The sequence below is a fragment of the Pseudomonas sp. HP_14 genome (genome assembly GCF_055283875.1).
In genome coordinates this window covers 19,498-42,884 of the sequence record NZ_JBTOQI010000021.1, presented here as the reverse complement: position 1 = coordinate 42,884, position 23,387 = coordinate 19,498, and the positions used below count along the sequence as shown (strand labels likewise).

Genomic DNA, 23,387 nt, shown 5'->3' with positions numbered 1-23,387 from the left:
CGTTTCTTTTCTATTGCTTTGCGTTCCACTGGAGTCCGACCATGTCCCGTCTTCGCCTGCTAGGTGCCGCCGTCCTGCTGACAGCTGCAACCGGCGCTCACGCCACCAGCTTTGTTGTAACAACAGATGCCATGGTGCGCACCGTTGATTCAACAACCAATGCTACTTCCGATGTCAGCTCCTCGTTCAGGGACGACAAAATCGTTCGTGAAGCGCGTGATGACGCCGCCACTTTCGTCGGCAGCGCAGGCGAGATTCGTGGCGCTCGACTGGAAAACGCCTTCCAGCACATTCGTCAGTTGGCGCCACAACTGCAAGCCTCCGACGCTCAACTGGCCCAGGCAATTCTGGCCATCTGATCACAGCGGCGTACCAGCCCGGGTTGCCTTGCCAGGCTCCCGGGCTAGCTCTAGCCCGGCCATTGCGCTAGCCTTGCGGCTCGTTTTTGCAAGTGTTAGAGAGCCATGCGTTTACTGCCGCTGCTATTCATCACCCCGATAACGTGCCTGCTCTGGACCGCACCGGCCCAGGCGCTGGATACCACCACGCAAACCCTGGTTATGACGGGCTATGTCACCAGCAAAGTGACTACGGCACCTTTCGATAGAAAGTTGATCGTTGCAGCACAGGATGACGCTGCGGCATTTGTCGCCAGTGACGGCCAGCTGCGAGGCGCACGACTGGAGTCGGCGCTAATGGCCCTGCGCCAGGCAGAGCCAAAACTTAATGCCAGCGACCTCGAACTCGCGCAAGCAATCCTCGTCCAATAGCCACTTCACCTCTTCTGTATTACCTGGAGATGTTCCATGCGTACCCCCCTGATTGCCGCCACCCTTGGCCTGTTCTTGCTGGCTGACGTTGCTCAGGCGCAAACCGTCGTGCAGACCAGTAACATCATCGTCCGCGCTTTCGGTCGCACCATCGACTTCACCTCCGATACCACCACTTCGATCCGCGATTCCAAAATCGTGGTTCAGGCCAAAGACGATGCGGCCAGCTACGTGGCCAGCGGTGGCGATATCCACGGCGCGCAACTTGACGCCGCATTCGACATGCTGCGCACGCGCCTGCCAGAAGCCCGCGGTGCCAGTGATCAGGTTCTCGCCGAAGCCATTCTCGCTCTGTGAGGCGCCTTTGCGTCTGGCTGCTGGCAGGCGCATTGTCTCTGCTTGGCACGTCTGCCTTCGCTGATCTGAGCCTGTCGCTGGATACCAGCGGCCTCAGTCCTGCACAGCAAAAAGCCACACAGACGCTACTGGACGAAGCGCTCATTGCCCTGCCGCCGAGCTTCGTCAAAGATCTGGACCGACGCGTTGACGTGCGCTGGTCCGCCGACATGCCTGCCAATGCCTATGGCCAGGCGTCCGGCCCATACCGTCTCGATCTCAATACCAATCTATTGGCGGGACTGACCGACGGCAGCGCCGCGACTAAAAACACCAATCGCCCCCATGGCACCGTGCGCAGAGAAATGCTCGCCACGGTACTGCACGAGCTGACTCATATTTATGACCGCGCCCGCCTGTGGTCACCCGCTCAACGCTCGGTGATCTTCCAGTGCGGACGGCGCAGCAGCTCGTTGGGCAAGGTCGGCCTGCCTGATTACTGCCGTGGCCAGACTGACCGCCGCTTCACGTTGAGCGACGACCCGCGCCTGCTGGACCTGGCAGGCTGGCCACAATATGTGGGCCGCCGCGGTGATCGTGAAGAACACAACGGCCAGGTTGCCCGCAGCCCCGACATTTACGAAACCACCAGCCCGCTGGAATTCGTCGCGGTCAACATGGAGTACTTCCTGCTCGACCCGGCCTACGCTTGCCGTCGTCCTGCGCTCTATGCGTATTACAAAGAGCAGTTTGGCTGGGCACCGGCTGCCAAGGACCAGTGCCCTTCGTTCTATCCGTACCTGAACGCGGGCAACGACTTCGGTCGCGAGCCGCTGGGCAAGCTAGACCCCGAGCGCGTGTACGAAGTGGATTACCTGCTGGCAGAAGCCAACCAGAACATGATGAGCCGCTGGGGCCACAGCATGTTGCGGCTGGTCATCTGCAAACCCGGTCGCCCTCGTGGCCCGGACTGCCGACTCGATCTGGACCAACATCTGGTGCTGTCTTATCGCGCCTTTGTCGGCGACGTTCAGTTGTCCAGCTGGGATGGTTTGATGGGCGCCTACCCGTCGCGCCTGTTCGTGCTGCCACTGGCTCAGGTCATCGATGAATACACCAAGACGGAGCTGCGCAGCCTGGCCTCGGTGCCACTGAAACTGTCCCGCCCGGAAATCGAAGGGTTAGTGCAGCATGCCGCTGAAATGCATTGGAGCTACGACGGCAATTACTTCTTCCTGTCCAATAACTGCGCAGTAGAAAACCTGAAACTGTTACGCAGCGGTACCAACAATCCAAAACTGGTCGATCTGGACAGCATCCTGCCCAACGGCTTGCTTGAGGTGCTGAAGGGACGTGGCCTGGCCGATACCAGTGTGCTGGACGACCCGAAGGAAGCGCTTCGTAGAGGCTACCGTTTCGACTCCTATCGCGACCGTTATCAGGCGATGTTCGACGTGCTGAGGAAGCACTTGCCGATCAAGCAGACCACCGTCGAAGAATGGATGTCGCTGTCTGCCGAAGAGCGTAAGCCGTGGTTACCACAAGCGGACCTGCGCACCAGCGCTGCCATGCTACTGCTCGAACAGGCCAGCCTGCGTCGGCAGTTGCTGCTGGCACAGGATGAGGTCAAACAGCGCTACCTCAGCGCCCGTGAGCAGAAAGACGGCAGCGTCTCCAAGGCAACGGGTACGCTGCAGGAAATCCTCGCCAGCAGTGGCTTCCTTAGTCGCCCGGCCGAACTGCTCGACAGCGGCGGCTACGGCTTGCCGCAGACCGCGGAGTGGAAGCGCCTGGAAGACGAAAGCAGTCAGCGCCAGAAACAACTGCAGCGTTTGACCGGCGACCTGGACAAAGAGGTACGCGCCCTGCTCGAACCCGAACGCGCCAAGGAAATCGCCGCTAACGAGGCCAACCTCAAACAGCTCAGTGAACACTTGCGGGCACTGCACAAAGCGGGTGGTGGCCTGGAGCTGCCTTAAGCTTTCACCGGCTGCTTCTTCTTGCGTGGTTTCAGGTACTTCATCAAGCCCTGGAACCACATCACCAGACCGGCATTGCCCTTGATCTGAATATCTTTGTCCTGAATGCCCTGCATGAACGCCAACTGCTTGTTTTTGGCTTGCAGGGTGGCGAAGCCGTAGGCGGCGTCCTTGAAGATAATCGCAAATCCTGGCTCCGCAATGACACCCGAAGCACTGCTGACTCGCTGCCCGCTTATCACGAAATGCCGAGCCACTTTGCCGTCAGCGGTCTGCAATACAAACGTCAGCTCCTTGCCTGCCAACTGCTGCTGAAACGCCGGGTTATTGCGACTGGCCCGTGCCATTAACAGGCCCAGCATCCAGAGTAGAAAACGAAATTTCATGGGCGTGCTCGAAGGAAGATCGGGCCGCGAGTGTAGCTGCTTGTCAGACGCTGTTCAGCAGCAAATTCGCAGAAGATATAAGACATTTCGTGACTTATTGGTCACATTTATCTGACTGCAAACTGATCACTGAAAGCTCGCGACCTGAAGCTCACGCTAAAGCTGTGGGAGATTCTATGTGTGCCTGCAAGCTTGATCTTGTAGGACCGGCTTTAGCCGGGAGGGCGGTGTTTTGCCAAAAAAATTTAGCGAACATCCCGACGCCCTCCCGGCTAAAGCCGGTCCTACAGGATCGCGCACCGCAGCGGCTCAATCGCCCGCAAGTACTACAGGAAAATCAGTGCTTCTTCGGCCCGCCCCGCCATGGCATGTACTCGACGCTGACACGCCCCATGGCTAAGCCTTTTTCGTCAACCTTAAAGCCCGGCATGGTACTGAGGTTTAGCTCCTCGCACTGCTGAGTCAATTGGCGCAGTAAATGTCGGTCGCGTTTTTTGAAGCTATTCGAACGCCAGCGAGTGGCCGCGAGACTGACGCGGCACTTCTGGACTTCGCCCTGAGCATTCGCCCGATAGTCAAAGGAGGCAATACCAATGTTTTCCGGAGGCTGGTTTGCCATAGTGCGCTCCCAGAAAAACTGGCTTTGGGCAAAGCTTTGTTGCCTTCTCTCAAGACCCGGCAGGTGATAATCGGCCAGGATGGGGAGGATAAGTGGCGCGCGAATTTCCGCAATGCCGTCTTCGTTGAAGTACTGCGCAGGCACCACAGGGAACACTGAATTCCAGCAGGCGTCCTTCGCCAGCGCGCCCAACGCAGAGACTGCCTTGGCATCCGTCGATTGCGGCGTGCCAACTACGTCACAACTGATCAACTCGTTTTTGAGGTTGATGACCAGCGCCAGCTTGACCTCCCCAGTCAATTGCTGACGGTTAGCGTCGAGAATGCTGTCTCGCAAAACCCCTTGCATCCCCTCCACGAAACGCTGCAGCCGATAAGCCTCCATCTCTTCGGGGGTAAACGTGGGCGCTACCGGTTTTGTAGCCGGGGCAGGCGCTGCAGATTTAACCTGGCATCCGGTCATAGACCCGGCGAGGAGCACAAAAATCAAAGCGCCAACATATTTGAGCGCAGAGATTGGGGTGTGGGGAGAAAACATATGATCGTCCTTGAATGACAGCCTTGGAAAAGCGCGAAACCATACCCGCACACTGTGGATCCGTCCATGCTGGCAACGCGCCCTGATTCCGCGAACAAATGTTGCGGAATGCCCTGTAAAACATCCCGGCTTCACCTGTGTAAAACAATAGCTATATATACCGCCATGGCCTCCAGCTGAACCTCTAACCTGCGCGCCGTCGTTGCCAAATCAACGACCGGATTTGACGATCCGCCATGCACATAATCAGCAGAGGCCATGTTATGGCCGCTGTGCGCGGGAGACCTTCGGGTCTGCCGGGTTTATGTGCCTACGGTTCGTCAACCCGCGCACAGCCGCCACCCCTCTAGTCAGCCGTGGCAACATCATCGGTCAGGAGTTTTTCAGCACATGAACCACGATACCGAACACGCCCGCTACATCCCCCTCACCCACCCCGGGCTGGAAAACGCCGTGCTGTTACTCGACAGCCACGCTTCGCTCAAAGACCTGCACGCCTTCGCCGAAACCCGTATCAGCCTCGCCACCCGCTTCCTCGACACCCTCGCCAACATGAACCCGACCAACACCGACGAGTCCGACATCACCACCCTGGCCAGCACCGCGCATTTGCTGATGCTGGAGGCCTGTGATGTGAGCCGTGTGATTGAAAAGCGCCTCTGGCGAGGCAGCGAAACAGAGCTCAGTGCCCTGATCAAATAACCGCCATGCGCCCTACCCTGTTAATCCGCAGCACACTCGCCAACCGCTGCGCGATGGCGTTGATGTCCGGGTTCGGCTCGCACGGTGAGGTTTCGCTGTGATTCTTGTTTCTGGACGTTCAAATCGACATGCCCAATGATCAAAGCCAACGTCGTCAGCAATTGCCCAGAAATTGGACCAGATGGCCGACACGGCCCTTACTCATCGCCTTGAATCAGGTAATGCTCAAGCTTTTTCAGGAAGGCTTCAACCCGGTGCGGCACATGGTGGCGGGTCGGCAATACTGCTGTAACAGACAACTGCTCGGGCAAGACATCCGACAGTTCGACCAGAACAAGGCTACCGTCGTCGAGTTCACTTCTGACGTCCCAATAAGTCAACATTGCCAATCCCAAACCGCTCCTGCTCGCGGTCCGAACGGCTTCAACGCTGTTCGCTGAAAACGGCCCCTCCGCTCGAATCGAGACACTTGAACCCGCCTTCGTGAATGGCCAATAAGGCATGCCGTGCAAAGCGATGCATGAGTGAAGTTTCAACTCGTCCAATGTCTTGGGGGTACCACGAATTGCCAGATAACCCGGACTGGCGCAAACCACTCGTGGATTGCTTGCCAAGGTCCGGGCTACAAGCGTTGAGTCACGCAATGTCGCAATGCGAATGGCAACATCAATGCCCAGGCCGACAATGTCCACAATGCTGTCCGAGAGGGTGAGGTCAACCTGAAGAGCGGGATTCTCCGCCAGTAACTCTGGCAACAGCGGCATGATTACCGTCTGGCCAAAAACCGTGGGCGCAGTGATTTTCAGCAGGCCACTGGCTGTCGTGCACTGGCTGAGTAAAGCCGCCCGAGCACCCTCCTGCGCCTCAAGCATCTTGTTCGCAAAGGGCAGGAATGCTTCGCCTTCAGGAGTGAGAGAAGTAGAGCGGGTGGTGCGCTGAACCAGCCGGGCATCAAGCTCGCGTTCCAGAGACGCCAGTCTTCTGGAAACGGTCATCGGCGACACACTTAAACGCCGGGCGGCGCCCGAAAGACTGCCGCTGGCCGCGATGGCAGAAAACACTTCTATCTCTGGGAGCTGCATGTTTTATATCTCATTCCGTTAAACCGGCTTATCGATCGAGAGCACTACTGAACTGTCGGCACCCGACCTATCCTGTATTCAAGCAAGGCATCTAGCCAAATTCACCTGAACCAGGACCTGAACATGACGATATATGACAGCCGGATTCTATCGCCAACCGATATTAAACAAATCAAATTGAAGAACAGGTTCGCGGTAGCTCCCATGACCCGGGTCAGTGCTACCGAGAACGGTAATGCGACAGCCACTATGGCGCGTTACTACGAACGCTTCGCCAAAGGTGGCTTCGGTCTGGTTATTACCGAAGGGATCTACACCGACCAGAGATTCTCGCAAGGCTACCCTTGCCAGCCCGGCATCAGCGATGAAGAACAAGCACAGGCTTGGCGCGCAGTGACTCGCCCAATACACGAGCACGGCGCAACGGTGTTCGCCCAGTTGATGCACGCGGGTGCCTTGAGTCAGGGGAATCGTTTTACCGGTCGCCCCGTCGCCCCTTCAGCCATCAGGCCCAAGGGCACGCAGATGGCCTTTTACTACGGCGAGGGCCAATACCCGGTGCCCAATGCGATGACTGATGAAGACATCGCCGACGCCATTGAAGGGTTTGCTCAGGCAGCCGCGCGAACCGTAGGTACCGCGGGCTTTGACGGTATCGAAATCCATGGCGCGAACGGCTACCTGCTTGATCAGTTTTTAACCGACTACACCAACGCGCGCACCGATCGCTGGGGCGCAAATGTGCGTGCCCGCCTGGAGTTGACGCTGGGAGTCATTAAGGCGGTCAGGCAGGTTGCCGGTGGGCATCCCGTAGGTGTGCGGATCTCGCAGAGTAAGGTGAACGATTTCGATCACAAATGGCCCGACGGCGAAGCGGACGCGGAGGTCATCTTCGGCACGTTGGCCGACGCTAACGTGGACTTCATTCATGTGACTGAATTCGACGCAGCGCAGCCCGCATTTGCCAACAATGAGGCGAGCCTGGTGAAACTGGCGCGCCGCTTCGCAGCGGCTGTGCCGATCATCGCTAACGGCGGCCTGCACAACATTGCACACGCAAACATCGCGCTTGAAGACGGTGCCGACATCCTCGCCATCGGCAAAGCCGCGCTGGCTAATCCTGACCTGCCTTTACGCCTGGCAGACGGTCAGCCCCTGGCAGATTTCGAGCCATCGATCCTTGGCCCGATTGCGAATATCAAGGACAGTGAACTCACAACCGCCTGAGCCTATTTAGCCGCAGGCGCCTGGCTTTTGGGCGGCATCAGTTACTTCAGACGAATTGAATGAGTGCGCCATAGGGTTTAACGTTCCCCACCACGCCCAAGCGACGACACAGTCGCAGCGCATTGTTATTCAACCCGGCATCAATTCGATCATGACCGCGCAACTGCCCTCTCCACCGCCACGCTCAACATTCACATCGCACCTTCGTGCGCTCTGGCCTGCGCCCCACGCCGTCGATGCGAGGGAAAAATGGCGCGCCTGTTGCGGCGCGGCCCTCGGCATTCTGCTGGTCGCCGTGGCGGCGGCGTTCTGGCTGGAGGGTGCACCGGCGAGCCAATACAACATGCTTGCTCTGGCATTGGTTGCTCCGCTGGGTGCCAGCGCGGTGTTGGTCTTTGCGCTGCCATCCAGCCCGCTGGCCCAACCGTGGTCAGTGTTGGGCGGCAATACGCTTTCGGCTCTGGTAGGCATCGCCTGCGTGAAGTGGGTACCCGATGCGACGCTCGCGGCCGCGCTTGCGGTCAGCCTGGCCATCGCCGTCATGTTTGCGCTGCGCTGCCTTCACCCACCCGGCGGGGCGGCGGCCTTGTTGATGGTGCTGACTGGCTGTGATCGATTCGAGTTCGCTCTAAGCCCGGTGCTCATTGACTCCGCCATGCTGGTGGTCGCAGGTCTGATCTACAACAACCTGACCAGAAGACCGTGGCCGCACGTGCAAAAACCCGCCGCCACAAACACTGCGAGCCGGTTCAGTAACGCAGACCTTGATGCCGCCCTCGCCCACTACAACCAGGTGCTGGATGTCAGCCGTGACGACCTGCAAGCCTTGCTCGAACAGGCCGAAGCCGCAGCCTACCAACGCAAGATGGGCGAACTGCGCTGCGCCGATGTGATGAGTACGCAACCCATCGCTGCCCGCCAGGAGATGCCCCTGCGCGAAGCCTGGGCGTTGATGCGCAAACACAAGATCAAGGCGCTGCCGGTGATCGACCGACAGCGGCATCTGATGGGCATCGTGACCGTCGCGGACTTCATGCAGCAGATCGACCTCGACGCCCACGAAGGCGTCGGCTGGCACTTGCGCGCATTGCTGCGTCACGCCCGCAAAGATCAGCCCGCCAATATCGTCGGGCAGATCATGACCCGCACCGTGCGCGTCGCCAGCAGCGATCGACTGCTGATCGATCTCGTGCCCGTGTTCTCTGAAAACGGCCATCGGCACATTCCGATCATCGACGCTGACCGGCACCTGGTCGGTATCATCACCCAGTCGGATTTGATCAAAGCGCTGTATGCGGCGGTGCGTGCTTAGCTCAGTGCGCGTTACTGGACTGGCCAATATCACTTCATGGCAAGCGCGCTGGCTTGCTGCATCTGAGTGTCTGACAGCTTGCCGCTTTGACCTTGTTTTACCAAGGCATTGTTGGCCGTCGCCAAGCTCGCGGTAAGGGTAGAAATAGCTGTTTGCAGCGCGCCGACCCTGGCTTGCCTGGTTTCAGGATCCATACTCTGATCGGCAATAAGCGCCTGCATCTCCTGTTGTTTTTCTTCAATCTGCTGCTTTAGCTCGCGGATCATCTTGAGAGTTTTCTGCGTCTGATCCGGCAGGCCGCTTGCTTCGATATCGGCATTTGAATTGGATTTCTTGTCATCGGCAGCTTTCTGAATACCAGCACCAGACAATGAAACCTTCACGCCCTCAACAGGCACTGCAACAGGCAAGGTAGCCGCTGACTCGGGTGATTCATCAGCGAGTTTAGTCGGCCCAGCGACGGCAGTAGATGAAGTGCTAAAACTGGAGATCTGCGCAGAGATGTTCAACATACTCGCCTCTTGAAATGCACAGGTTTACAGACTGTGCCGGTATCTTCCGGAATGTATCAATGCATACACAATCGGCCGCTCGAACTAATACTTTAGGTGAGCAAGCAGGGCGCACCTGCTGTAGAAGCCAACGTGTTGGCGCCTACAGACAATCAGCTTTGCGATTCGGAAAAACAGCCACAAAAAAGCCCGCTCTAAAAGCGGGCTTTGTTTTTAGCTCACTACAACTTAATCAACGAGCTGTCAGCGCCGAATAGCTGTTCATCAAGTTGCGGTAGTTCGGGATACGCTGGGACAACAGGTTGCCCAAGCCTTCGATATCGTTGCGCCAGTCGCGTTGCAGCTCACAGGCCACCGAGAACCAGTTCATCATCTGCGCGCCCGCTTGGGTCATACGGTTCCAGGCAGCTTGCTGCACCGCAGTGTTGAAGGTGCCGGACGAGTCAGTCACCACGAACACATCAAACCCTTCAGCCAGTGCCGACAACGTCGGGAAGGCCACGCACACATCCGTCACCACACCGGCAATGATCAGTTGCTTGCGGCCAGTGGCCTTGATCGCTTTGACGAAATCTTCGTTGTCCCAAGCGTTGATCTGACCAGGGCGAGCGATGTACGGCGCGTCCGGGAACATTTCTTTCAGCTCTGGTACCAACGGGCCGTTAGGACCTTGTTCGAAGCTGGTGGTCAGGATGGTTGGCAGTTCGAAGAACTTGGCCACATCAGCCAGCGCCAGCACGTTGTTCTTGAACTCGTTCGGGGTGAAGTCCTGCACCAGCGAGATCAAACCAGTCTGGTGGTCGACCAGCAGAACTACGGCGTCGTCTTTGTTCAGGCGGTTGTAAGTGGCGTTAGTCATGGTGGAATCCTTTATCGAAGTAGGTAAGTAGTAAGTGGCGTCGTTCAACTTGAGGCCAGATTAAAGGTCTTCGAATAAAGGATAAATCGGCTGAAAAGCGTTTTACTGTCAACTCAAACGAGACAATTGCCCGATGCCTAAGCGTTCAATGAAGCAGCGGTCCAGGAGGGATTGCTTACGCGGGCAATAGCCCCGCTGACTTATGGCTTTCGATGAGAGCATCGATCAGCGACTACGCGCCATTAACTGCGCGCCCGACACAGCGGCAAAAATGAGCCGACAGCGGAAGATGTGCAAATCAAAATGACGGTGAATGACACGTAAAAAGCCGCCCTTGAAAGGCGGCGTTTTTACGCGGGGGGCATCAGAAGAATACGTATCAGCGAATGCTGGGGATCAAGTCAGAAATGTGAAACTAGAAACACCTCATACGCTGCACTTCTTCTCAAGTACTGAGTCAACCAGCGTATGTGCCATTTCAGCAAGGTGCACAGCAGCGAGAGCAAGCTTTCTGCGTGAACCGTTCAGATTTTCTGCAGTTTCATAGCTGGTGGCGATCACGCTTTGGAGTAACTCGCAGGCAGTCGTTAGCGCTTCCTCCGCAGATAAATCGGGGCTTACAGTAAATAGGCTTTGCGGCAAATCTACGATTGGTTTCTGCCCATCAGGGGCGTTGGCACCCCAGTACTCTTGCGCGAAATGAGCGGCAGCTTCGTCGCTGATTCTCTCAGGATGCAAAGCATGCGGAGGCGGTGGATCCGGTGTAATTTTGACCATGATTAAAATTCCTAACGTTTAGTGAAACCGCCAGGAGCCGCTGCTAAACGGAAGGTGGCGGCCATGAGCAGGTTAGCAGACCGGTACGTTAGGAAACCGGCGCATCCGAAGATGCCCTGAACACGGCCACCATAAAGTCCCGGAGAAAAAACCCGGTTTATAGAGGCGCAATGCACCTAACGTATTGTGGGCTGCTAAACCCGTTCGCTGTTTTTCAGCGACCCACGGAGGTTAGCTCCGTGACTAGACGGGATCAACCCAAGACAAGGTCAGGTACGGTTAATGCGAGAAATCGAGACGTATCCTACAGATTTCTCTGATGATTTCGATGATCAAAGTTTTTTGAGATCTACGAATGAAATAATTTAGAAAGCTGGTGAGCTAGCGATTTCCGAAATTAATCTCAAGCCTCACCGTCAGAGAAACGCTCCAACGATGTCAAATTGACATCCAATAAGCCTAAGATCAGTATCAACCTCGATCTACAGGGAGCGAAGACGTGGCCTTGGATCGTAAAAATAATGTCAGGGATGCATTATGGCGAAGCAGAAAGCAATTCCGGTGGAAGCGGCATTCTTAGCGAATGAACACTCCCCAAGACCTCGCTTGCATAAACTTATAATCAAAAATTTCCGATCTATCGGTTCACTCCCTGTTGAGATTGAACTTGATGACATCGTCGTACTCGTGGGAGCAAATAATGCTGGAAAGAGTAGCATCCTACGTGCATACGAAACAGTTATGTCACATGGATCTAACGAGGGGAAGCTAACTATCCATGACTTCCCCAACGGACAAGTAGTAATTGGTCAACTACCGAATATCGAGCTGCAAACGGTTGTGTACGACAAAGCTCCCGGAGATCGTTGGCTGGAAGCTCTGCCAAACAATGAGTTTTTAGTAAGAGAACAATGGACTTGGGAAAACCCTGGAAAAGATCCTATAAGGCAGGGATGGGATGTCCAAAAAGGTGACTGGGACAAACAAGTGCCTTGGGGAGCACCCAATATAGCGAACTCTAAACGACCTCGACCTCATAGAATTGACGCATTTGCTTCGCCTGACGAGCAGGCCACTGAAATATCGAAACTGATTACAGCTTTACTCAAAGACAAACTCACTCAAATAAAAACTGATCCAAACCAAGAAAAATCTGACTATCAATTGGTAATAGAAAAAATAAAAGATTTACAGACAAAAGCAGTAGTCGCAACGGACAAAGAAGTAAAAACAATTGAAGCTGAAATATCGCGCTATCTAGATAAGCTTTTCCCTAACCATCACGTCAAGTTTGATGCAAAGCCTGAGATGGACATAGAAAAAGCTTATACTCCTTTTAAAACCACTGCGGACCTACTCATGGGGCCGAGAGATGGATATCTTTCGGGAATTGCTAACCAAGGGAGCGGTGCTAGACGTACATTACTTTGGGCGGCATTGAAATACCTTTCAGAAGTGAATGATGGCGAAGGTACTCGCCCTCATGTATTGCTCATGGACGAGCCAGAAATATGCCTACATCCGTCTGCAATAAGGGAAGCACGGGCAGTCCTTTACGACCTACCACAGGGTGGTAATTGGCAGGTAATGATAACCTCGCACTCCCCTATCTTCATCGACCTATCTAGAGACAACACCACGATAATTCGCGTTTACCGGAGCGGTGCTAACAGCGTAGAAAGTACAACCTTATATCGCCCAGAGCGGGCGAGACTTGATGATGACGACAAGAAGAACTTGAAAATGCTCAACATCTGCGACCCGTACTTGAATGAATTTTTCTTCGGAGGACGGCAGATAATAGTTGAGGGAGATACCGAGTACACCGCTTTTTCAATCATCAGAGATATGTTCATCGACGAATACAAAGACGTACAAATAATTAGGGCACGAGGCAAAGGAATAATTCCCTCAGTAGCCAAGGTGTTACTTCAGTTCTCCAAGAATTTTACGATACTACACGACACAGACTCGCCCCAAACCTTAAAAGGTACAGCGAATCCAGCGTGGGGCATGAATAAAACTATTCAATCGGTTTTCGACTTGCCAGATGCTCAAGGAAAAATTCGACTGGTGGCATGTAAAACATGTTTTGAAACGGCTTTATTTGGAAAGGAGGAGAAAGACGAAAAACCATATAGAGCATTTATCAAAATTCAAAATGACGCTGAGTCAGCCTCAAAGGTCAAAGCGCTTCTAGACTTCCTACTTGATGCAACGAATCCAAAACCAGAAAATTGCATTGAGTGGAATAAAATCGAAGACTTAAATTAATAGTCTATTGTGTAATAGAGCAAGCGGGGCCCTGCCCCGTTTGCTACCACCATCACTTAACCTTACTACTCAAACTGCTCACCTGACTCTCCAGCCGCCCCACGCTACTGCGCAGATTGCTGATGTCCTGCCGCAGGCTGCTGATGTCGCTGGAGCTAGAGTTGTTGTTCGAGCCTGAGCTGCGCTGGACGTCACTCAGTTTGCTCTCCAGTTTGCTGATGCTGCGATTCTGGTCTTCGATTTTGCTCTTCAAGCTCGATACGTCACTGGAGCTTGAGTTGCTGCTTGAGCTTGAGCCAGCGCTGCGCTTGAGGTCGTTGAGCTGGCTTTCCAGTTTGCTGATGGTGCGGCTTTGCTCGTCCATCTTGCTTTTGAGGCCAGACACATCGGCGTTGCTGGTTTGGGCGGTGGTGCCGTTGTTGCGTTTGAGTTCTTCGATCAAACGGGTCTGGGCTTTGACGGTTTCTTTGAGGGCGGCCAGCTCACTGGCGTTCTGGCGGGACTCTTTCTGCAATTGCTGCAAGCCGCCCAGGGTGACGTCGGTTTTACGGATCGAGTAAACGCCCGTTGGCTCGTAATGGCTGGCAACGATGCTGTCTTGGGAAGTGGCGTCGTAGGAGCTTAAATCGACTGCGGCCTGGGCCTGTGACAGCGCAAGGCTGCCCATCAAAAATGCTGCGAATCGGATTTTGGAACTCAGGAAAGCGGACTTACTAGTCATCACTAGGTTTTCCATATGAAGTGCCGATGTGGCACAACGCTATGACCCGTTTTTTTGCCGGAAGTTCGCAGCCTAGGCGCTTCAGGCGACAAACCTCGTAACGTATTAATCGCCTGTATCGCAAACGCGCTATGCCATCCGGCAGACGTTCACACTGAGTCACTTCCCGATACTCGGACCTCCTTGACGCAGCCCATGCGTGGCTGGTCGTCGTTCGAATAGTGGAGTGAGTTATGCGTAGATTGACCCTTCTCGGCATCCCGGTGCTGATGTTGACCATGGCAGCGTCTACGGCCCAGGCCTATGAGGCCGGGGATATTATTGTTCGGGCTGGTGCCGTTACTGTTGACCCACGAGAAAGCAGCTCCAGTGTGCGAGTTGATCGCGGCGGGCTGGCGGGTACGGATCTGGGTGGCAAGGCAGGCATGAACAGCGATACCCAGCTGGGTCTGAACTTCGCTTATATGATCACCAATCATTTGGGTATCGAACTGCTGGCGGCTACGCCATTTGAACATGACGTGACTATCAAAGGCACTTCCGGCGGCATTGCGGACGGCAAGCTTGGCTCACTCAAGCATCTGCCGCCGACGTTGAGCCTGATTTACTACCCGCTGGACAATAAGTCAGCCTTTCAACCCTATGTGGGCGCCGGGATCAACTACACCTGGATCTACGACGAGAGCGTAGGCAGCAGCGCGAGTGCTGCCGGGTTCGATAACTTTCACGCCAGCAACTCATGGGGTTGGGCAGCGCAGGTGGGCGCGGACTATATGCTCACTGACCGCCTGATGATCAATGCGCAGATGCGTTACATCGATATTGAAACCGACGCGTATGTCAGCAACACCAACCTTGGGGTCCGGGCGAAGGTGAATGTCGACGTGGATCCGTTCGTGTACATGGTGGGGCTTGGCTATAAGTTCTGAGGACGCACGCAGCGGCGTGTCCTCAATGACGACGCAACAAAAAACGGGCACCCAACATTGGTTGGTGTGCCCGTTTTTTCACTGCTCGCCTCCCGCCGAGGCGTACAGCCGGTAACTAGGGGTTAACGCTGTCTTTCAGGGATTTACCTGGCTTGAAGGCGACGGTGTTGCTGGCCTTGATCTTCACTGGCTCACCAGTTTGTGGGTTTTTACCAGTGCGTGCGCCGCGATGGCGTTGCAGGAAGGTGCCGAAGCCGACCAGGGTGACGCTGTCCTTGCGGTGCAATGCACCGGTGATTTCTTCGAGGACGGCATTGAGGACGCGATTGGCTTGTTCTTTGGTCAGGTCCGCCTTTTCAGCAATGGCGGCCGCTAGTTCTGGTTTACGCATATGAAGCCTCTTATACGGATTTTTGTTTTTATGTCCCGCGCCGCTCAAGCAGAACGGCAGTCAGGCGCCGCAACGGCTCTACGTTGCGGCAGACGGGAATGAGGATGGCATGCTGTTCTGGTCGGCGCCAGTGGACCATCGACGTTTATGCAGCCAAAAATGTGGCTTATCCGACAGAACGGCCAGTATTTATGCCAACAGCGCGGGAAGTGTCTTATTCAGGGCGAGTTTTTCCATGACAGCCGCTCCGGTCAGGGCATAACCCAACAGGTTTCCGGCCGGGTCGTGGCACAGCGCTTTTATGTCAGCGCCCTGCCCTTCGACACTCCAGGTCCCTGCACTGCCACGTGGCGGAGGCGATACCACGAGCGGGCAAACCGGAGTTTTTACGGTAATGGGCATAGGCCCGTATTTGACGGCTGTCGGCGTGCCCGCGAGGGTCTGTGCCAAGGCGCGGGCACAGCTCATCAGCGGCATGACATAGAGCAGGTTCAAGCCGTCGACTTCAGCGCAGTCGCCCAGTGCGTAAATGTTGGCGTGGGTGGTTTTGAGTTCACGATCAACGATGATGCCGCGACCGACTTGCAGACCCGCTGCGGCCGCCAGATCAACCCGGGGGCGCAGGCCAATGGCCGAGACCACCACATCGCACTGAATGACCTGACCATCGGACAAGTGGGCTTCAAGGCCATCGGCGGTGCGCTGCAAGCGAGTCATCAGCGGACCCAGGTGAAAGCGCGCGCCCAGGCTTTCCAGCCCGGCCCGCACGGCAGTTGCCGCAGCGGGAGGCAACAATGTCGGCATCACTTGTTCACAAGGCGCGACCAGGTCGACTTCATAACCACCGAGAATAAGATCATTGGCGAACTCGCAGCCGATCAGGCCGACACCCAGGATCAACACCCGCCGCTTGCCCGCTGCCGCAGCACGGAAACGGGCGTAATCCTCCAGATCATTGATCGGGAAAATGGCATCGCTGGCGTCGCCCTCGACGGGTACGCGGATGGTTTCTGCTCCCCAAGCGAGGATCAGATCACGGTAGTACACCGCTTCTTCACCAATCCATAGGCGCTTATGCCCAGGATCGATGCCACTGATGCGGGTGTGAGTACGCACTTCTGCCTTGAGCTGGTCGGCCATTGCACCCGGCTCAGCCATGCTCAGGCCGTCGGCTTCCTTGTTTTTGCCAAAGCCGGTGGAGAGCATCGGTTTGGAGTATGAACGCCCGTCATCGGCAGTGATCAGCAGCAGCGGCGTTTCGCCATCGAGCTTGCGAAATTCCCGGGCCAGGTTGTAGCCCGCCAGGCCGGTGCCAACAATCACAACAGGTGCGTTCATACTTACTTCCAAACCAGAGGGTAAAAAGCTGTATCAGCCGATTTCGATCATTTCGAAATCCATTTTGCCTACGCCGCAGTCCGGGCATAGCCAGTCTTCGGGAACATCCTGCCAGAGGGTACCCGGCGCAATACCGTCATCGGGCCAGCCGTCGGCTTCGTTGTAAATCAGGCCACAGACAATGCATTGCCACTTTTTCATCGTTTATCTCTCATGTTTTCAGGCTATTTGGGCGGTACGCGGTCGTCAGGTGCCACGCTTGTGCCGAACTCAGCGCGTTTTGTACTGATCACGGCGCCGACATGCAAGCCCGGTGATCACCACAAGCCGTTGCCGGTCGTCGGCTGGCAGAGGCAATCATGCTAAGCTCGCGCCCTCGATCAGCCTCAATAAATGCTTACCGTGACTGAGCAAAATCCCCCTTCCCTCCCTGTGCACTGGCTTGAACGCGGGCTACTCGCCGACGTCGCCGAACCCTTGGTTCTGGACTGGCTGTTTCATCAGGACTCCTTGACCCGCCGCCTGACTGCTTTGTCTTCTGACCAGTTCAGTGTCACGCCGCTGTTCGAGGGCTGGCAAGCGCTGCGCGACGATGAGTGCGCGGCGCTTGGCTTGCCTGAGCAAAACATTGGCTGGGTGCGGGAGGTCTATTTACGCGGTCACGGCGACAAATGGGTGTTCGCCCGCAGTGTCGCTGCCCGCAGCACCCTGCAGGAAAGCGGTTTGCACATGGAGGCGCTCGGCACGCGGTCGCTGGGCGAGTTGCTGTTTTGTGATCCGGCGTTCGACAGGGGTACGCTGCAAGTCTGTCGTTATCCCGCGGCTTGGCTGCCCGCAACAGACGCCGCTGATGATTTGTGGGGACGCCGCTCATGCTTTAGCCGCGGCCCTCTGAAAATACTGGTAGCCGAAGTCTTCCTGCCTCCGCTGTGGCAGGCGATTCGCACCGTGGAGCATGACTGATGTACCTGACGCTACTCAAATCCCTCAATCGCCTGAATCCTCGCATCTGGGATTTCATCCAACTGATGCGGGTCGATAAGCCGATTGGTATTTACCTGCTCTTGTGGCCGACGCTCTGGGCATTATGGATTGCCGGTAAAGGTTCGCCATCACTGCTCAATATTGGGATTTTTGTGGTTGGCGTATTTTTGATGCGTGCGGCGGGTTGCGTGATTAATGACTTCGCCGACCGCAAGGTCGATGGCCACGTCAAACGCACTGAACAGCGTCCACTGGTGAGTGGCAAAGTCAGCAGTAAAGAAGCCCTGGTCTTGTTCGCCGCGCTAGTGCTGGTTAGTTTCCTGCTGGTGCTGCTGACAAATCCGACGACCATCTGGCTGTCTTTCGGCGGTCTGGCGCTGGCTGCGTGTTATCCATTCATGAAGCGTTATACCTATTACCCGCAGGTGGTACTGGGTGCAGCGTTTTCATGGGGAATGCCAATGGCGTTCACCGCGGAAACGGGCAACCTGCCGGCCGCTGCCTGGCTGCTGTATATCGCCAATCTGTTATGGACGGTGGCGTACGACACTTATTACGCGATGGTGGATCGTGAAGACGATCTGAAGATTGGCGTGAAATCCACCGCCGTGCTGTTTGGCGATGCTGACCGGATCATCATCCTGACGCTGCAAGGCCTGGCGTTGGGCTGTCTGCTGTTGGCCGGTGCGCGTTTTGAACTGGGCGGGTATTTCTATCTGGGCCTGTTAGTGGCGGCGGGATGTTTCGTCTGGGAGTTCTGGTCAACCCGCAATCGCGACCGCGATGCCTGCTTCAAGGCGTTCTTGCATAACCACTGGGCAGGGTTGGCGATCTTTGTCGGGATTGTCGCGGATTACGCGCTGAATTAACGCCAGGCCTGTAGGAGCTGCCGGAGGCTGCGAAGCAATGTTTCAATAACCCCGCAGTTCGCAGCCTTCGGCAGCTCCTACAGAAGATGCCGTCAGGTTAAGGTTTGACGGTGTGCCAAACGCCGCCTTTGCCTTCGCCCGTTACATCGCCGGCTTTCTTGTCATCCTTGTAGAAGTACAACGGCTTGCCGTCGTAAGCCCATTGCAACGTGCCATCATCGCGCTTGACCTGAGTCCACTTGCCAGACGCTTTGGTATTGGCTTCAGCGGTCAGGGGCGGCCAGTTGATTGCGCAGGTATCGTTACAAGCAGACTTGCCCGTGCTGTCCTTATCGAAGGTGTACAGCGTTTTACCGCTGTGGTCAGTGAGCAGGCCTGTGCTGCCGGTCATACCGGGTTCAGCAGCCATCACCAGGCTGGAAGACGCCAGGGCCGCAGCAGCTACCAGCCCCATGAATGTTGATGAAATCTTGTACATAGGTAGATCCTCTTCTTCTTATGGAAATGGTCGTGGGCAAGTCAACACACTAGTCCTTTAGGAACGTGGCATGCTAGCCCCTACCCCAACTGTCACACGACTGCAATAATTCCGTTATCTAATGCGCCCCAAGACAGTTAAATGACAAGAGGTTCAAGCATGGTTGGCAGGAGCATTCTGATCGTTGACGACGAAGCGCCTATTCGCGAAATGATCGCCGTTGCATTGGAAATGGCCGGCTATGACTGCATGGAAGCAGAGAACTCTCAGCAAGCCCATGCAATCATCGTAGACCGTAAACCGGACCTGATCCTGCTCGACTGGATGCTGCCCGGCACATCCGGTATCGAACTGGCCCGGCGGCTGAAACGCGATGAGCTGACCGGTGACATTCCGATCATCATGCTCACTGCCAAGGGCGAAGAGGACAACAAGATTCAGGGGCTGGAAGTCGGCGCTGACGATTACATCACCAAGCCGTTTTCCCCTCGCGAACTGGTCGCACGCCTCAAGGCTGTATTGCGCCGCGCAGGCCCAACCGATGGCGAGGCGCCTATTGAAGTCGGCGGTCTGCTGCTAGACCCGATCAGCCATCGCGTAACCATCGATGGCAAGCCGGCAGAGATGGGCCCAACCGAATACCGTTTGCTGCAATTCTTCATGACCCACCAAGAGCGCGCCTACACCCGCGGTCAATTGCTGGATCAAGTCTGGGGAGGCAATGTCTATGTCGAAGAACGTACCGTTGATGTTCACATCCGGCGCCTGCGCAAAGCCCTCGGCGACGCTTATGAAAATCTGGTACAAACCGTGCGCGGCACAGGCTATCGCTTTTCTACAAAGAGCTGATGACCTGTTCGTAAACCGACAGCTTGAACAGATAGCCGCAAACAGGCAGCGCAACCGCCCGGTATGCGCTCGACATGGATGTACGTTTAATTGAATCAAAATTGGCATGGCACCCTGATCCGCCACATGCTGCTGTTGGTGACGGCCTGTCTCGTGGTCGGGCTGATCAGCGGTGAATATGGCTGGAGCCTGGCCATCGGTCTGGGGCTATATCTGGCCTGGACCCTCAAACAGCTCTTGCGCCTGCACGAGTGGCTTAGCAACCACCAGACCGACGAACCGCCGCCTGATGGCTACGGCTTGTGGGGCGAAGTCTTCGACAGCATTTACCATCTGCAACGCCGCGATCAGCGTGTGCGTGGTCGTCTGCAAGCGGTGATCGACCGCGTGCAGGAATCCACAGCCGCCCTCAAGGACGCGGTGATCATGCTCGACAGCGAAGGCAACCTGGAATGGTGGAACCGTGCTGCGGAAACCCTGATGGGCCTCAAGACTCCGCAAGACAGCGGCCAGCCGGTCACCAACCTGGTTCGTCACCCGCGCTTCAAGGAATACTTCGAGCAAGACAGTTTTGCCGAGCCGCTGGAAATCCCGTCGCCCACCAATGACCGGGTGCGCATCCAGATGCTGATCACCCGCTACGGCAACAACGAACATCTGATGCTGGTGCGCGATGTCACTCGCATTCATCAACTGGAGCAGATGCGCAAGGATTTCGTCGCCAACGTTTCTCACGAACTGCGCACACCGTTGACCGTGATTTTCGGTTATCTGGAAACCCTGCTGGATAACGTCGAAGAAGTGAACCCGCGCTGGGTTCGCGCGTTGCAGCAGATGCATCAGCAAGGCGGGCGTATGCAAACGCTGCTTAACGACCTGTTGTTGCTGGCCAAGCTCGAAGCCACAGACTATCCGTCAGATAATCATCCGATTGTTGTCAGCACGTTGCTCAAGACCATCACCAGTGATGCGCAGGCGTTGTCTGGCAACAAGCATCAGCAGATAGACCTGAATATCGAAACCGATACGCTGCTCAAGGGCAGCGATACCGAACTGCGCAGCGCGTTTTCCAACCTGATTTTCAACGCTGTGAAGTACACCCCCGCCGAAGGAAAAATCCAGATTCGTTGGTGGGCCGATGATCGTGGTGCTCACCTGAGCGTGCAGGATTCGGGGATCGGTATCGAAACCAAGCATTTGCCGCGTCTGACTGAGCGCTTCTATCGCGTGGACTCCAGCCGCGCCTCCAATACCGGCGGGACGGGGCTCGGCCTGGCCATCGTCAAACACGTGCTGTTGCGCCACCGCGGAACGCTGGAAATCAACAGCGTACCGGGCAAGGGCAGCGTGTTTACCTGCCATTTTCCGCCTATCCAGCTGGCACAAGCCTGAGGCGCGACACCTGGGCCACTAGGCAAGCGGGCATTGAGCCGCTACATTGCGGCACTTATGCCCCCGATTTCGGTAAGGCAATAACTTCTCTCGCTAAAACGGAACCCGTAAAACTCCATCATGGACCCTTCCCCTGGTTTTAACCTCGCGTCACTGTTCGCCGACTTCGGCATGATTCTCTTCGCAATGCTTCTGGTCCTGCTCAACGGCTTTTTCGTTGCGGCAGAGTTCGCCATGGTCAAGCTGCGCTCGACCAAAGTTGAAGCTATTGCGGAAAAAAACGGCTGGCGCGGGCATATCCTGCGCACCGTTCACAGCCAGCTTGATGCCTATCTCTCGGCCTGCCAGCTGGGTATTACCCTGGCGTCGCTGGGCTTGGGCTGGGTCGGTGAGCCTGCGTTCGCGCACTTGCTGGAGCCTTTGCTGGCCGCCTTGGGTGTAGACACACCGGAAGTGATCAAGGGCGTTTCGTTCTTCACGGCCTTCTTCATCATCTCCTACCTGCACATCGTGATCGGCGAACTGGCCCCCAAGTCCTGGGCTATCCGCAAGCCGGAGCTGCTGTCGCTATGGACGGCGGTGCCGCTGTACCTGTTTTACTGGGCGATGTACCCAGCCATTTACCTGCTCAATGCCAGCGCCAACGCGATTCTGCGCATTGCAGGCCAAGGTGAGCCTGGTCCGCATCATGAGCACAGCTACAGCCGCGAAGAACTGAAGCTGATTCTGCACTCCAGCCGTGGCCAGGATCCTAGCGATCAGGGTATGCGGGTGCTGGCATCCGCCGTTGAAATGGGCGAACTGGAAGTGGTCGACTGGGCCAACTCCCGCGAAGACCTTGTGACGCTGGACTTCAATGCGCCGCTCAAAGAAATCCTCGCCCTGTTCCGCCGCCACAAGTTCAGCCGTTACCCGGTATACGACGCCGATCGTGGCGAGTTTGTCGGCCTGCTGCACATCAAGGACCTGCTGCTGGAACTGGCGGCACTGGATCACATCCCCGAATCCTTCAACCTGGCCGAGCTGACGCGTCCGCTTGAGCGAGTGTCCAAGCACATGCCTCTGTCGCGCCTGCTTGAGCAGTTCCGTCAGGGCGGCGCGCACTTTGCGCTCGTGGAAGAAGCCGACGGCAAGATCATCGGCTACCTGACCATGGAAGACGTGCTGGAAGTGCTGGTCGGCGACATTCAGGACGAACACCGCAAGGTCGAGCGCGGCATCCTCGCCTACCAGCCCGGCAAACTGCTGGTGCGTGGCGACACACCGCTGTTCAAGGTCGAACGCTTGCTGGGCATTGATCTGGACCACGTGGAAGCCGAAACCCTGGCAGGCCTGATCTACGAAACCCTCAAACGGGTGCCGGAGGTCGAAGAAGTCATGGAGTTCGAAGGGCTGCGGATCATCATCAAAAAGATGAAAGGTCCGAAAATTGTGTTGGCCAAGGTGGTTAAGATTGATTGAGGCGTCACCAACGTGGTGCGCTCGGTGCAACCGAACTTAAACAGCCAAAATACTTGCACCCATCCGTAAAAAACTCAAAAAGTGCTAGTATTCTTTCATTAGCTTCGACGAAGTGAAGGAATACTTGCATGGCAATGAAGACCTCTCCACTTTTCCCCGCAACCGAACGGCTGCTTGCCGACCTCGGCGAACGGCTCAAACTAGCCCGCTTGCGACGCAAAATCACCTCTAAACAGGCAGCAGAAAGAGCCGGTATGTCGCAGATGACGCTACGGGCTCTCGAACGCGGATCCTCCGGCAGCACTATCGGCGCCTACCTCGCAGTCATGCAGATCCTGGGGCTTGAAAAGGACTTCAGCAAACTGGCTGCCGAGGATGAGCTTGGGCGGCATTTGCAGGACTCAGATCTTCTTCCATCCCAAAAGAAGACGTCGCGGGTAAAGAAAAACGGAGCGCAAGTGTCGATCAAGCGCACCGGGGTTCCCAATCCCAAAGCAGCCGAAACGCCGACGTCATATCCAGTTGCAGACCAGAACGACGATGGATCAATCAGTAGTGATTCACTTGCAGCCCTTATACCGCCTCGGCGAAGGGCTGATTAAA

General features: G+C 56.0%; 26 protein-coding genes. 15 read left to right on the top strand and 11 right to left on the bottom strand.

The window, feature by feature from the left end; all coding sequences use genetic code 11:
- Positions 1-41 precede the first annotated feature (41 nt).
- The 4 genes from ACYASS_RS14605 (at position 42) to ACYASS_RS14590 (ending at position 3,085) form a co-directional block, all read left to right on the top strand.
- Positions 42-359, top strand: a complete 318-nt coding sequence (locus tag ACYASS_RS14605; protein ID WP_122664645.1) for a DUF2388 domain-containing protein — start codon at positions 42-44, stop codon at positions 357-359.
- A gap of 105 nt (positions 360-464) precedes the next feature.
- Positions 465-770: a DUF2388 domain-containing protein gene (locus tag ACYASS_RS14600; RefSeq protein WP_463586648.1), complete on the top strand. Its 306-nt coding sequence runs from the start codon at positions 465-467 to the stop codon at positions 768-770.
- 36 nt (positions 771-806) lie between these two features.
- Positions 807-1,127 carry a DUF2388 domain-containing protein gene (locus ACYASS_RS14595; RefSeq protein WP_095093259.1) on the top strand — a complete coding sequence of 107 codons (321 nt, stop codon included), beginning with the start codon at positions 807-809 and terminating at the stop codon, positions 1,125-1,127.
- Positions 1,124-3,085: a DUF7844 domain-containing protein gene (locus ACYASS_RS14590; protein WP_463586647.1), complete on the top strand. Its 1,962-nt coding sequence runs from the start codon at positions 1,124-1,126 to the stop codon at positions 3,083-3,085. The genes ACYASS_RS14595 and ACYASS_RS14590 overlap by 4 nt, the downstream gene beginning before the upstream one ends.
- On the opposite strand, the gene ACYASS_RS14585 is transcribed toward ACYASS_RS14590, so the two are convergent.
- Both ACYASS_RS14585 and ACYASS_RS14580 read right to left on the bottom strand, forming a co-directional pair.
- Positions 3,082-3,471, bottom strand: coding sequence for an SCP2 sterol-binding domain-containing protein (locus ACYASS_RS14585; protein WP_463586646.1), 390 nt, complete (start codon positions 3,469-3,471; stop codon positions 3,082-3,084). The two genes, ACYASS_RS14590 and ACYASS_RS14585, sit on opposite strands and share 4 nt — an antisense overlap.
- 337 nt (positions 3,472-3,808) lie before the next feature.
- Entirely contained in the window at positions 3,809-4,627 is an 819-nt protein-coding gene (locus ACYASS_RS14580; RefSeq protein ID WP_463586645.1) for a hypothetical protein, read from the bottom strand.
- A gap of 390 nt (positions 4,628-5,017) precedes the next feature.
- Here ACYASS_RS14580 and ACYASS_RS14575 point away from each other — a divergent pair, with 390 nt between their 5' ends.
- The gene (locus ACYASS_RS14575) at positions 5,018-5,329 is read left to right on the top strand and encodes a hypothetical protein (protein ID WP_122664652.1); all 312 of its coding nucleotides are present in this window, start codon (positions 5,018-5,020) and stop codon (positions 5,327-5,329) included.
- 197 nt (positions 5,330-5,526) lie between these two features.
- On the opposite strand, the gene ACYASS_RS14570 is transcribed toward ACYASS_RS14575, so the two are convergent.
- Complete coding sequence (locus ACYASS_RS14570) at positions 5,527-6,411, bottom strand: LysR family transcriptional regulator (RefSeq protein ID WP_463586644.1); 885 nt, start codon at positions 6,409-6,411, stop codon at positions 5,527-5,529.
- Positions 6,412-6,534: 123 nt separating this feature from the next.
- Here ACYASS_RS14570 and ACYASS_RS14565 point away from each other — a divergent pair, with 123 nt between their 5' ends.
- Positions 6,535-7,638, top strand: coding sequence for an NADH:flavin oxidoreductase (locus tag ACYASS_RS14565; protein ID WP_463586643.1), 1,104 nt, complete (start codon positions 6,535-6,537; stop codon positions 7,636-7,638).
- A gap of 151 nt (positions 7,639-7,789) precedes the next feature.
- Positions 7,790-8,950, top strand: coding sequence for an HPP family protein (locus ACYASS_RS14560; RefSeq protein ID WP_243249149.1), 1,161 nt, complete (start codon positions 7,790-7,792; stop codon positions 8,948-8,950).
- A 29-nt stretch (positions 8,951-8,979) separates the two neighbouring features.
- On the opposite strand, the gene ACYASS_RS14555 is transcribed toward ACYASS_RS14560, so the two are convergent.
- The 3 genes from ACYASS_RS14555 to ACYASS_RS14545 form a co-directional block, all read right to left on the bottom strand.
- Complete coding sequence (locus tag ACYASS_RS14555; protein ID WP_463586642.1) at positions 8,980-9,462, bottom strand: hypothetical protein; 483 nt, start codon at positions 9,460-9,462, stop codon at positions 8,980-8,982.
- A gap of 232 nt (positions 9,463-9,694) precedes the next feature.
- Positions 9,695-10,321: an isochorismate family cysteine hydrolase YcaC gene (gene ycaC / locus ACYASS_RS14550; protein WP_043304203.1), complete on the bottom strand. Its 627-nt coding sequence runs from the start codon at positions 10,319-10,321 to the stop codon at positions 9,695-9,697.
- A gap of 426 nt (positions 10,322-10,747) precedes the next feature.
- Positions 10,748-11,098: a DUF6124 family protein gene (locus ACYASS_RS14545; RefSeq protein WP_463586641.1), complete on the bottom strand. Its 351-nt coding sequence runs from the start codon at positions 11,096-11,098 to the stop codon at positions 10,748-10,750.
- 537 nt (positions 11,099-11,635) lie between these two features.
- Here ACYASS_RS14545 and ACYASS_RS14540 point away from each other — a divergent pair.
- Positions 11,636-13,372 (top strand): ATP-dependent nuclease, encoded by a 1,737-nt coding sequence (locus ACYASS_RS14540; protein WP_463586640.1) that lies wholly within the window; start codon positions 11,636-11,638, stop codon positions 13,370-13,372.
- 52 nt (positions 13,373-13,424) lie between these two features.
- Here ACYASS_RS14540 and ACYASS_RS14535 read toward each other — a convergent pair whose 3' ends face one another.
- Positions 13,425-14,093, bottom strand: a complete 669-nt coding sequence (locus tag ACYASS_RS14535) for a hypothetical protein (RefSeq protein WP_463586639.1) — start codon at positions 14,091-14,093, stop codon at positions 13,425-13,427.
- 233 nt (positions 14,094-14,326) lie between these two features.
- Here ACYASS_RS14535 and ACYASS_RS14530 point away from each other — a divergent pair, with 233 nt between their 5' ends.
- Positions 14,327-15,022 carry an OmpW/AlkL family protein gene (locus ACYASS_RS14530; RefSeq protein ID WP_463586638.1) on the top strand — a complete coding sequence of 232 codons (696 nt, stop codon included), beginning with the start codon at positions 14,327-14,329 and terminating at the stop codon, positions 15,020-15,022.
- 115 nt (positions 15,023-15,137) lie between these two features.
- Here the strand turns inward: ACYASS_RS14530 and ACYASS_RS14525 are convergent, their stop codons facing one another.
- The 3 genes from ACYASS_RS14525 to ACYASS_RS14515 form a co-directional block, all read right to left on the bottom strand.
- Positions 15,138-15,413, bottom strand: coding sequence for an HU family DNA-binding protein (locus ACYASS_RS14525; RefSeq protein WP_003213368.1), 276 nt, complete (start codon positions 15,411-15,413; stop codon positions 15,138-15,140).
- A 189-nt stretch (positions 15,414-15,602) separates the two neighbouring features.
- Positions 15,603-16,751, bottom strand: coding sequence for an NAD(P)/FAD-dependent oxidoreductase (locus ACYASS_RS14520; RefSeq protein ID WP_243244750.1), 1,149 nt, complete (start codon positions 16,749-16,751; stop codon positions 15,603-15,605).
- A 33-nt stretch (positions 16,752-16,784) separates the two neighbouring features.
- On the bottom strand, positions 16,785-16,952 hold the full coding sequence (locus tag ACYASS_RS14515) for a rubredoxin (protein ID WP_002555879.1): 168 nt from the start codon (positions 16,950-16,952) through the stop codon (positions 16,785-16,787).
- A gap of 201 nt (positions 16,953-17,153) precedes the next feature.
- Here ACYASS_RS14515 and ACYASS_RS14510 point away from each other — a divergent pair, with 201 nt between their 5' ends.
- Together ACYASS_RS14510 and ubiA are read left to right on the top strand one after the other, a co-directional pair.
- Entirely contained in the window at positions 17,154-17,714 is a 561-nt protein-coding gene (locus ACYASS_RS14510; RefSeq protein WP_463586657.1) for a chorismate--pyruvate lyase family protein, read from the top strand.
- Complete coding sequence (ubiA, locus tag ACYASS_RS14505; RefSeq protein WP_463586637.1) at positions 17,714-18,604, top strand: 4-hydroxybenzoate octaprenyltransferase; 891 nt, start codon at positions 17,714-17,716, stop codon at positions 18,602-18,604. The genes ACYASS_RS14510 and ubiA overlap by 1 nt, the downstream gene beginning before the upstream one ends.
- A 97-nt stretch (positions 18,605-18,701) precedes the next feature.
- Here the strand turns inward: ubiA and ACYASS_RS14500 are convergent, their stop codons facing one another.
- A complete protein-coding gene (locus ACYASS_RS14500; RefSeq protein ID WP_463586656.1) occupies positions 18,702-19,058 on the bottom strand; it encodes a COG4315 family predicted lipoprotein in 357 nt (118 codons plus the stop codon).
- Between the two features lie 183 nt (positions 19,059-19,241).
- Here ACYASS_RS14500 and phoB point away from each other — a divergent pair, with 183 nt between their 5' ends.
- The 4 genes from phoB (at position 19,242) to ACYASS_RS14480 (ending at position 23,386) form a co-directional block, all read left to right on the top strand.
- Positions 19,242-19,931: a phosphate regulon transcriptional regulator PhoB gene (gene phoB / locus ACYASS_RS14495; RefSeq protein WP_027901508.1), complete on the top strand. Its 690-nt coding sequence runs from the start codon at positions 19,242-19,244 to the stop codon at positions 19,929-19,931.
- Positions 19,932-20,057: 126 nt separating this feature from the next.
- Positions 20,058-21,323 (top strand): phosphate regulon sensor histidine kinase PhoR, encoded by a 1,266-nt coding sequence (gene phoR / locus ACYASS_RS14490; RefSeq protein ID WP_463586655.1) that lies wholly within the window; start codon positions 20,058-20,060, stop codon positions 21,321-21,323.
- A 120-nt stretch (positions 21,324-21,443) separates the two neighbouring features.
- A complete protein-coding gene (locus ACYASS_RS14485; protein ID WP_122667120.1) occupies positions 21,444-22,784 on the top strand; it encodes a hemolysin family protein in 1,341 nt (446 codons plus the stop codon).
- A 128-nt stretch (positions 22,785-22,912) separates the two neighbouring features.
- Positions 22,913-23,386, top strand: coding sequence for a helix-turn-helix domain-containing protein (locus ACYASS_RS14480; protein ID WP_463586636.1), 474 nt, complete (start codon positions 22,913-22,915; stop codon positions 23,384-23,386).
- Position 23,387 lies beyond the last annotated feature (1 nt).

Excerpts from the sequence above, each read along its gene's own strand:
- ACYASS_RS14605 (WP_122664645.1), top strand. The coding sequence starts at position 42 with ATGTCCCGTCTTCGCCTGCTAGGTGCCGCCGTCCTGCTGACAGCTGCA.
- ACYASS_RS14600 (WP_463586648.1), top strand. The coding sequence starts at position 465 with ATGCGTTTACTGCCGCTGCTATTCATCACCCCGATAACGTGCCTGCTC.
- ACYASS_RS14595 (WP_095093259.1), top strand. The coding sequence starts at position 807 with ATGCGTACCCCCCTGATTGCCGCCACCCTTGGCCTGTTCTTGCTGGCT.
- ACYASS_RS14585 (WP_463586646.1), bottom strand. The coding sequence starts at position 3,471 with ATGAAATTTCGTTTTCTACTCTGGATGCTGGGCCTGTTAATGGCACGG.
- ACYASS_RS14580 (WP_463586645.1), bottom strand. The coding sequence starts at position 4,627 with ATGTTTTCTCCCCACACCCCAATCTCTGCGCTCAAATATGTTGGCGCT.
- ACYASS_RS14575 (WP_122664652.1), top strand. The coding sequence starts at position 5,018 with ATGAACCACGATACCGAACACGCCCGCTACATCCCCCTCACCCACCCC.
- ACYASS_RS14570 (WP_463586644.1), bottom strand. The coding sequence starts at position 6,411 with ATGCAGCTCCCAGAGATAGAAGTGTTTTCTGCCATCGCGGCCAGCGGC.
- ACYASS_RS14565 (WP_463586643.1), top strand. The coding sequence starts at position 6,535 with ATGACGATATATGACAGCCGGATTCTATCGCCAACCGATATTAAACAA.
- ACYASS_RS14560 (WP_243249149.1), top strand. The coding sequence starts at position 7,790 with ATGACCGCGCAACTGCCCTCTCCACCGCCACGCTCAACATTCACATCG.
- ACYASS_RS14555 (WP_463586642.1), bottom strand. The coding sequence starts at position 9,462 with ATGTTGAACATCTCTGCGCAGATCTCCAGTTTTAGCACTTCATCTACT.
- ycaC (WP_043304203.1), bottom strand. The coding sequence starts at position 10,321 with ATGACTAACGCCACTTACAACCGCCTGAACAAAGACGACGCCGTAGTT.
- ACYASS_RS14545 (WP_463586641.1), bottom strand. The coding sequence starts at position 11,098 with ATGGTCAAAATTACACCGGATCCACCGCCTCCGCATGCTTTGCATCCT.
- ACYASS_RS14540 (WP_463586640.1), top strand. The coding sequence starts at position 11,636 with ATGGCGAAGCAGAAAGCAATTCCGGTGGAAGCGGCATTCTTAGCGAAT.
- ACYASS_RS14535 (WP_463586639.1), bottom strand. The coding sequence starts at position 14,093 with ATGACTAGTAAGTCCGCTTTCCTGAGTTCCAAAATCCGATTCGCAGCA.
- ACYASS_RS14530 (WP_463586638.1), top strand. The coding sequence starts at position 14,327 with ATGCGTAGATTGACCCTTCTCGGCATCCCGGTGCTGATGTTGACCATG.
- ACYASS_RS14525 (WP_003213368.1), bottom strand. The coding sequence starts at position 15,413 with ATGCGTAAACCAGAACTAGCGGCCGCCATTGCTGAAAAGGCGGACCTG.
- ACYASS_RS14520 (WP_243244750.1), bottom strand. The coding sequence starts at position 16,751 with ATGAACGCACCTGTTGTGATTGTTGGCACCGGCCTGGCGGGCTACAAC.
- ACYASS_RS14515 (WP_002555879.1), bottom strand. The coding sequence starts at position 16,952 with ATGAAAAAGTGGCAATGCATTGTCTGTGGCCTGATTTACAACGAAGCC.
- ubiA (WP_463586637.1), top strand. The coding sequence starts at position 17,714 with ATGTACCTGACGCTACTCAAATCCCTCAATCGCCTGAATCCTCGCATC.
- ACYASS_RS14500 (WP_463586656.1), bottom strand. The coding sequence starts at position 19,058 with ATGGGGCTGGTAGCTGCTGCGGCCCTGGCGTCTTCCAGCCTGGTGATG.
- phoB (WP_027901508.1), top strand. The coding sequence starts at position 19,242 with ATGGTTGGCAGGAGCATTCTGATCGTTGACGACGAAGCGCCTATTCGC.
- phoR (WP_463586655.1), top strand. The coding sequence starts at position 20,058 with ATGCTGCTGTTGGTGACGGCCTGTCTCGTGGTCGGGCTGATCAGCGGT.
- ACYASS_RS14485 (WP_122667120.1), top strand. The coding sequence starts at position 21,444 with ATGGACCCTTCCCCTGGTTTTAACCTCGCGTCACTGTTCGCCGACTTC.
- ACYASS_RS14480 (WP_463586636.1), top strand. The coding sequence starts at position 22,913 with ATGGCAATGAAGACCTCTCCACTTTTCCCCGCAACCGAACGGCTGCTT.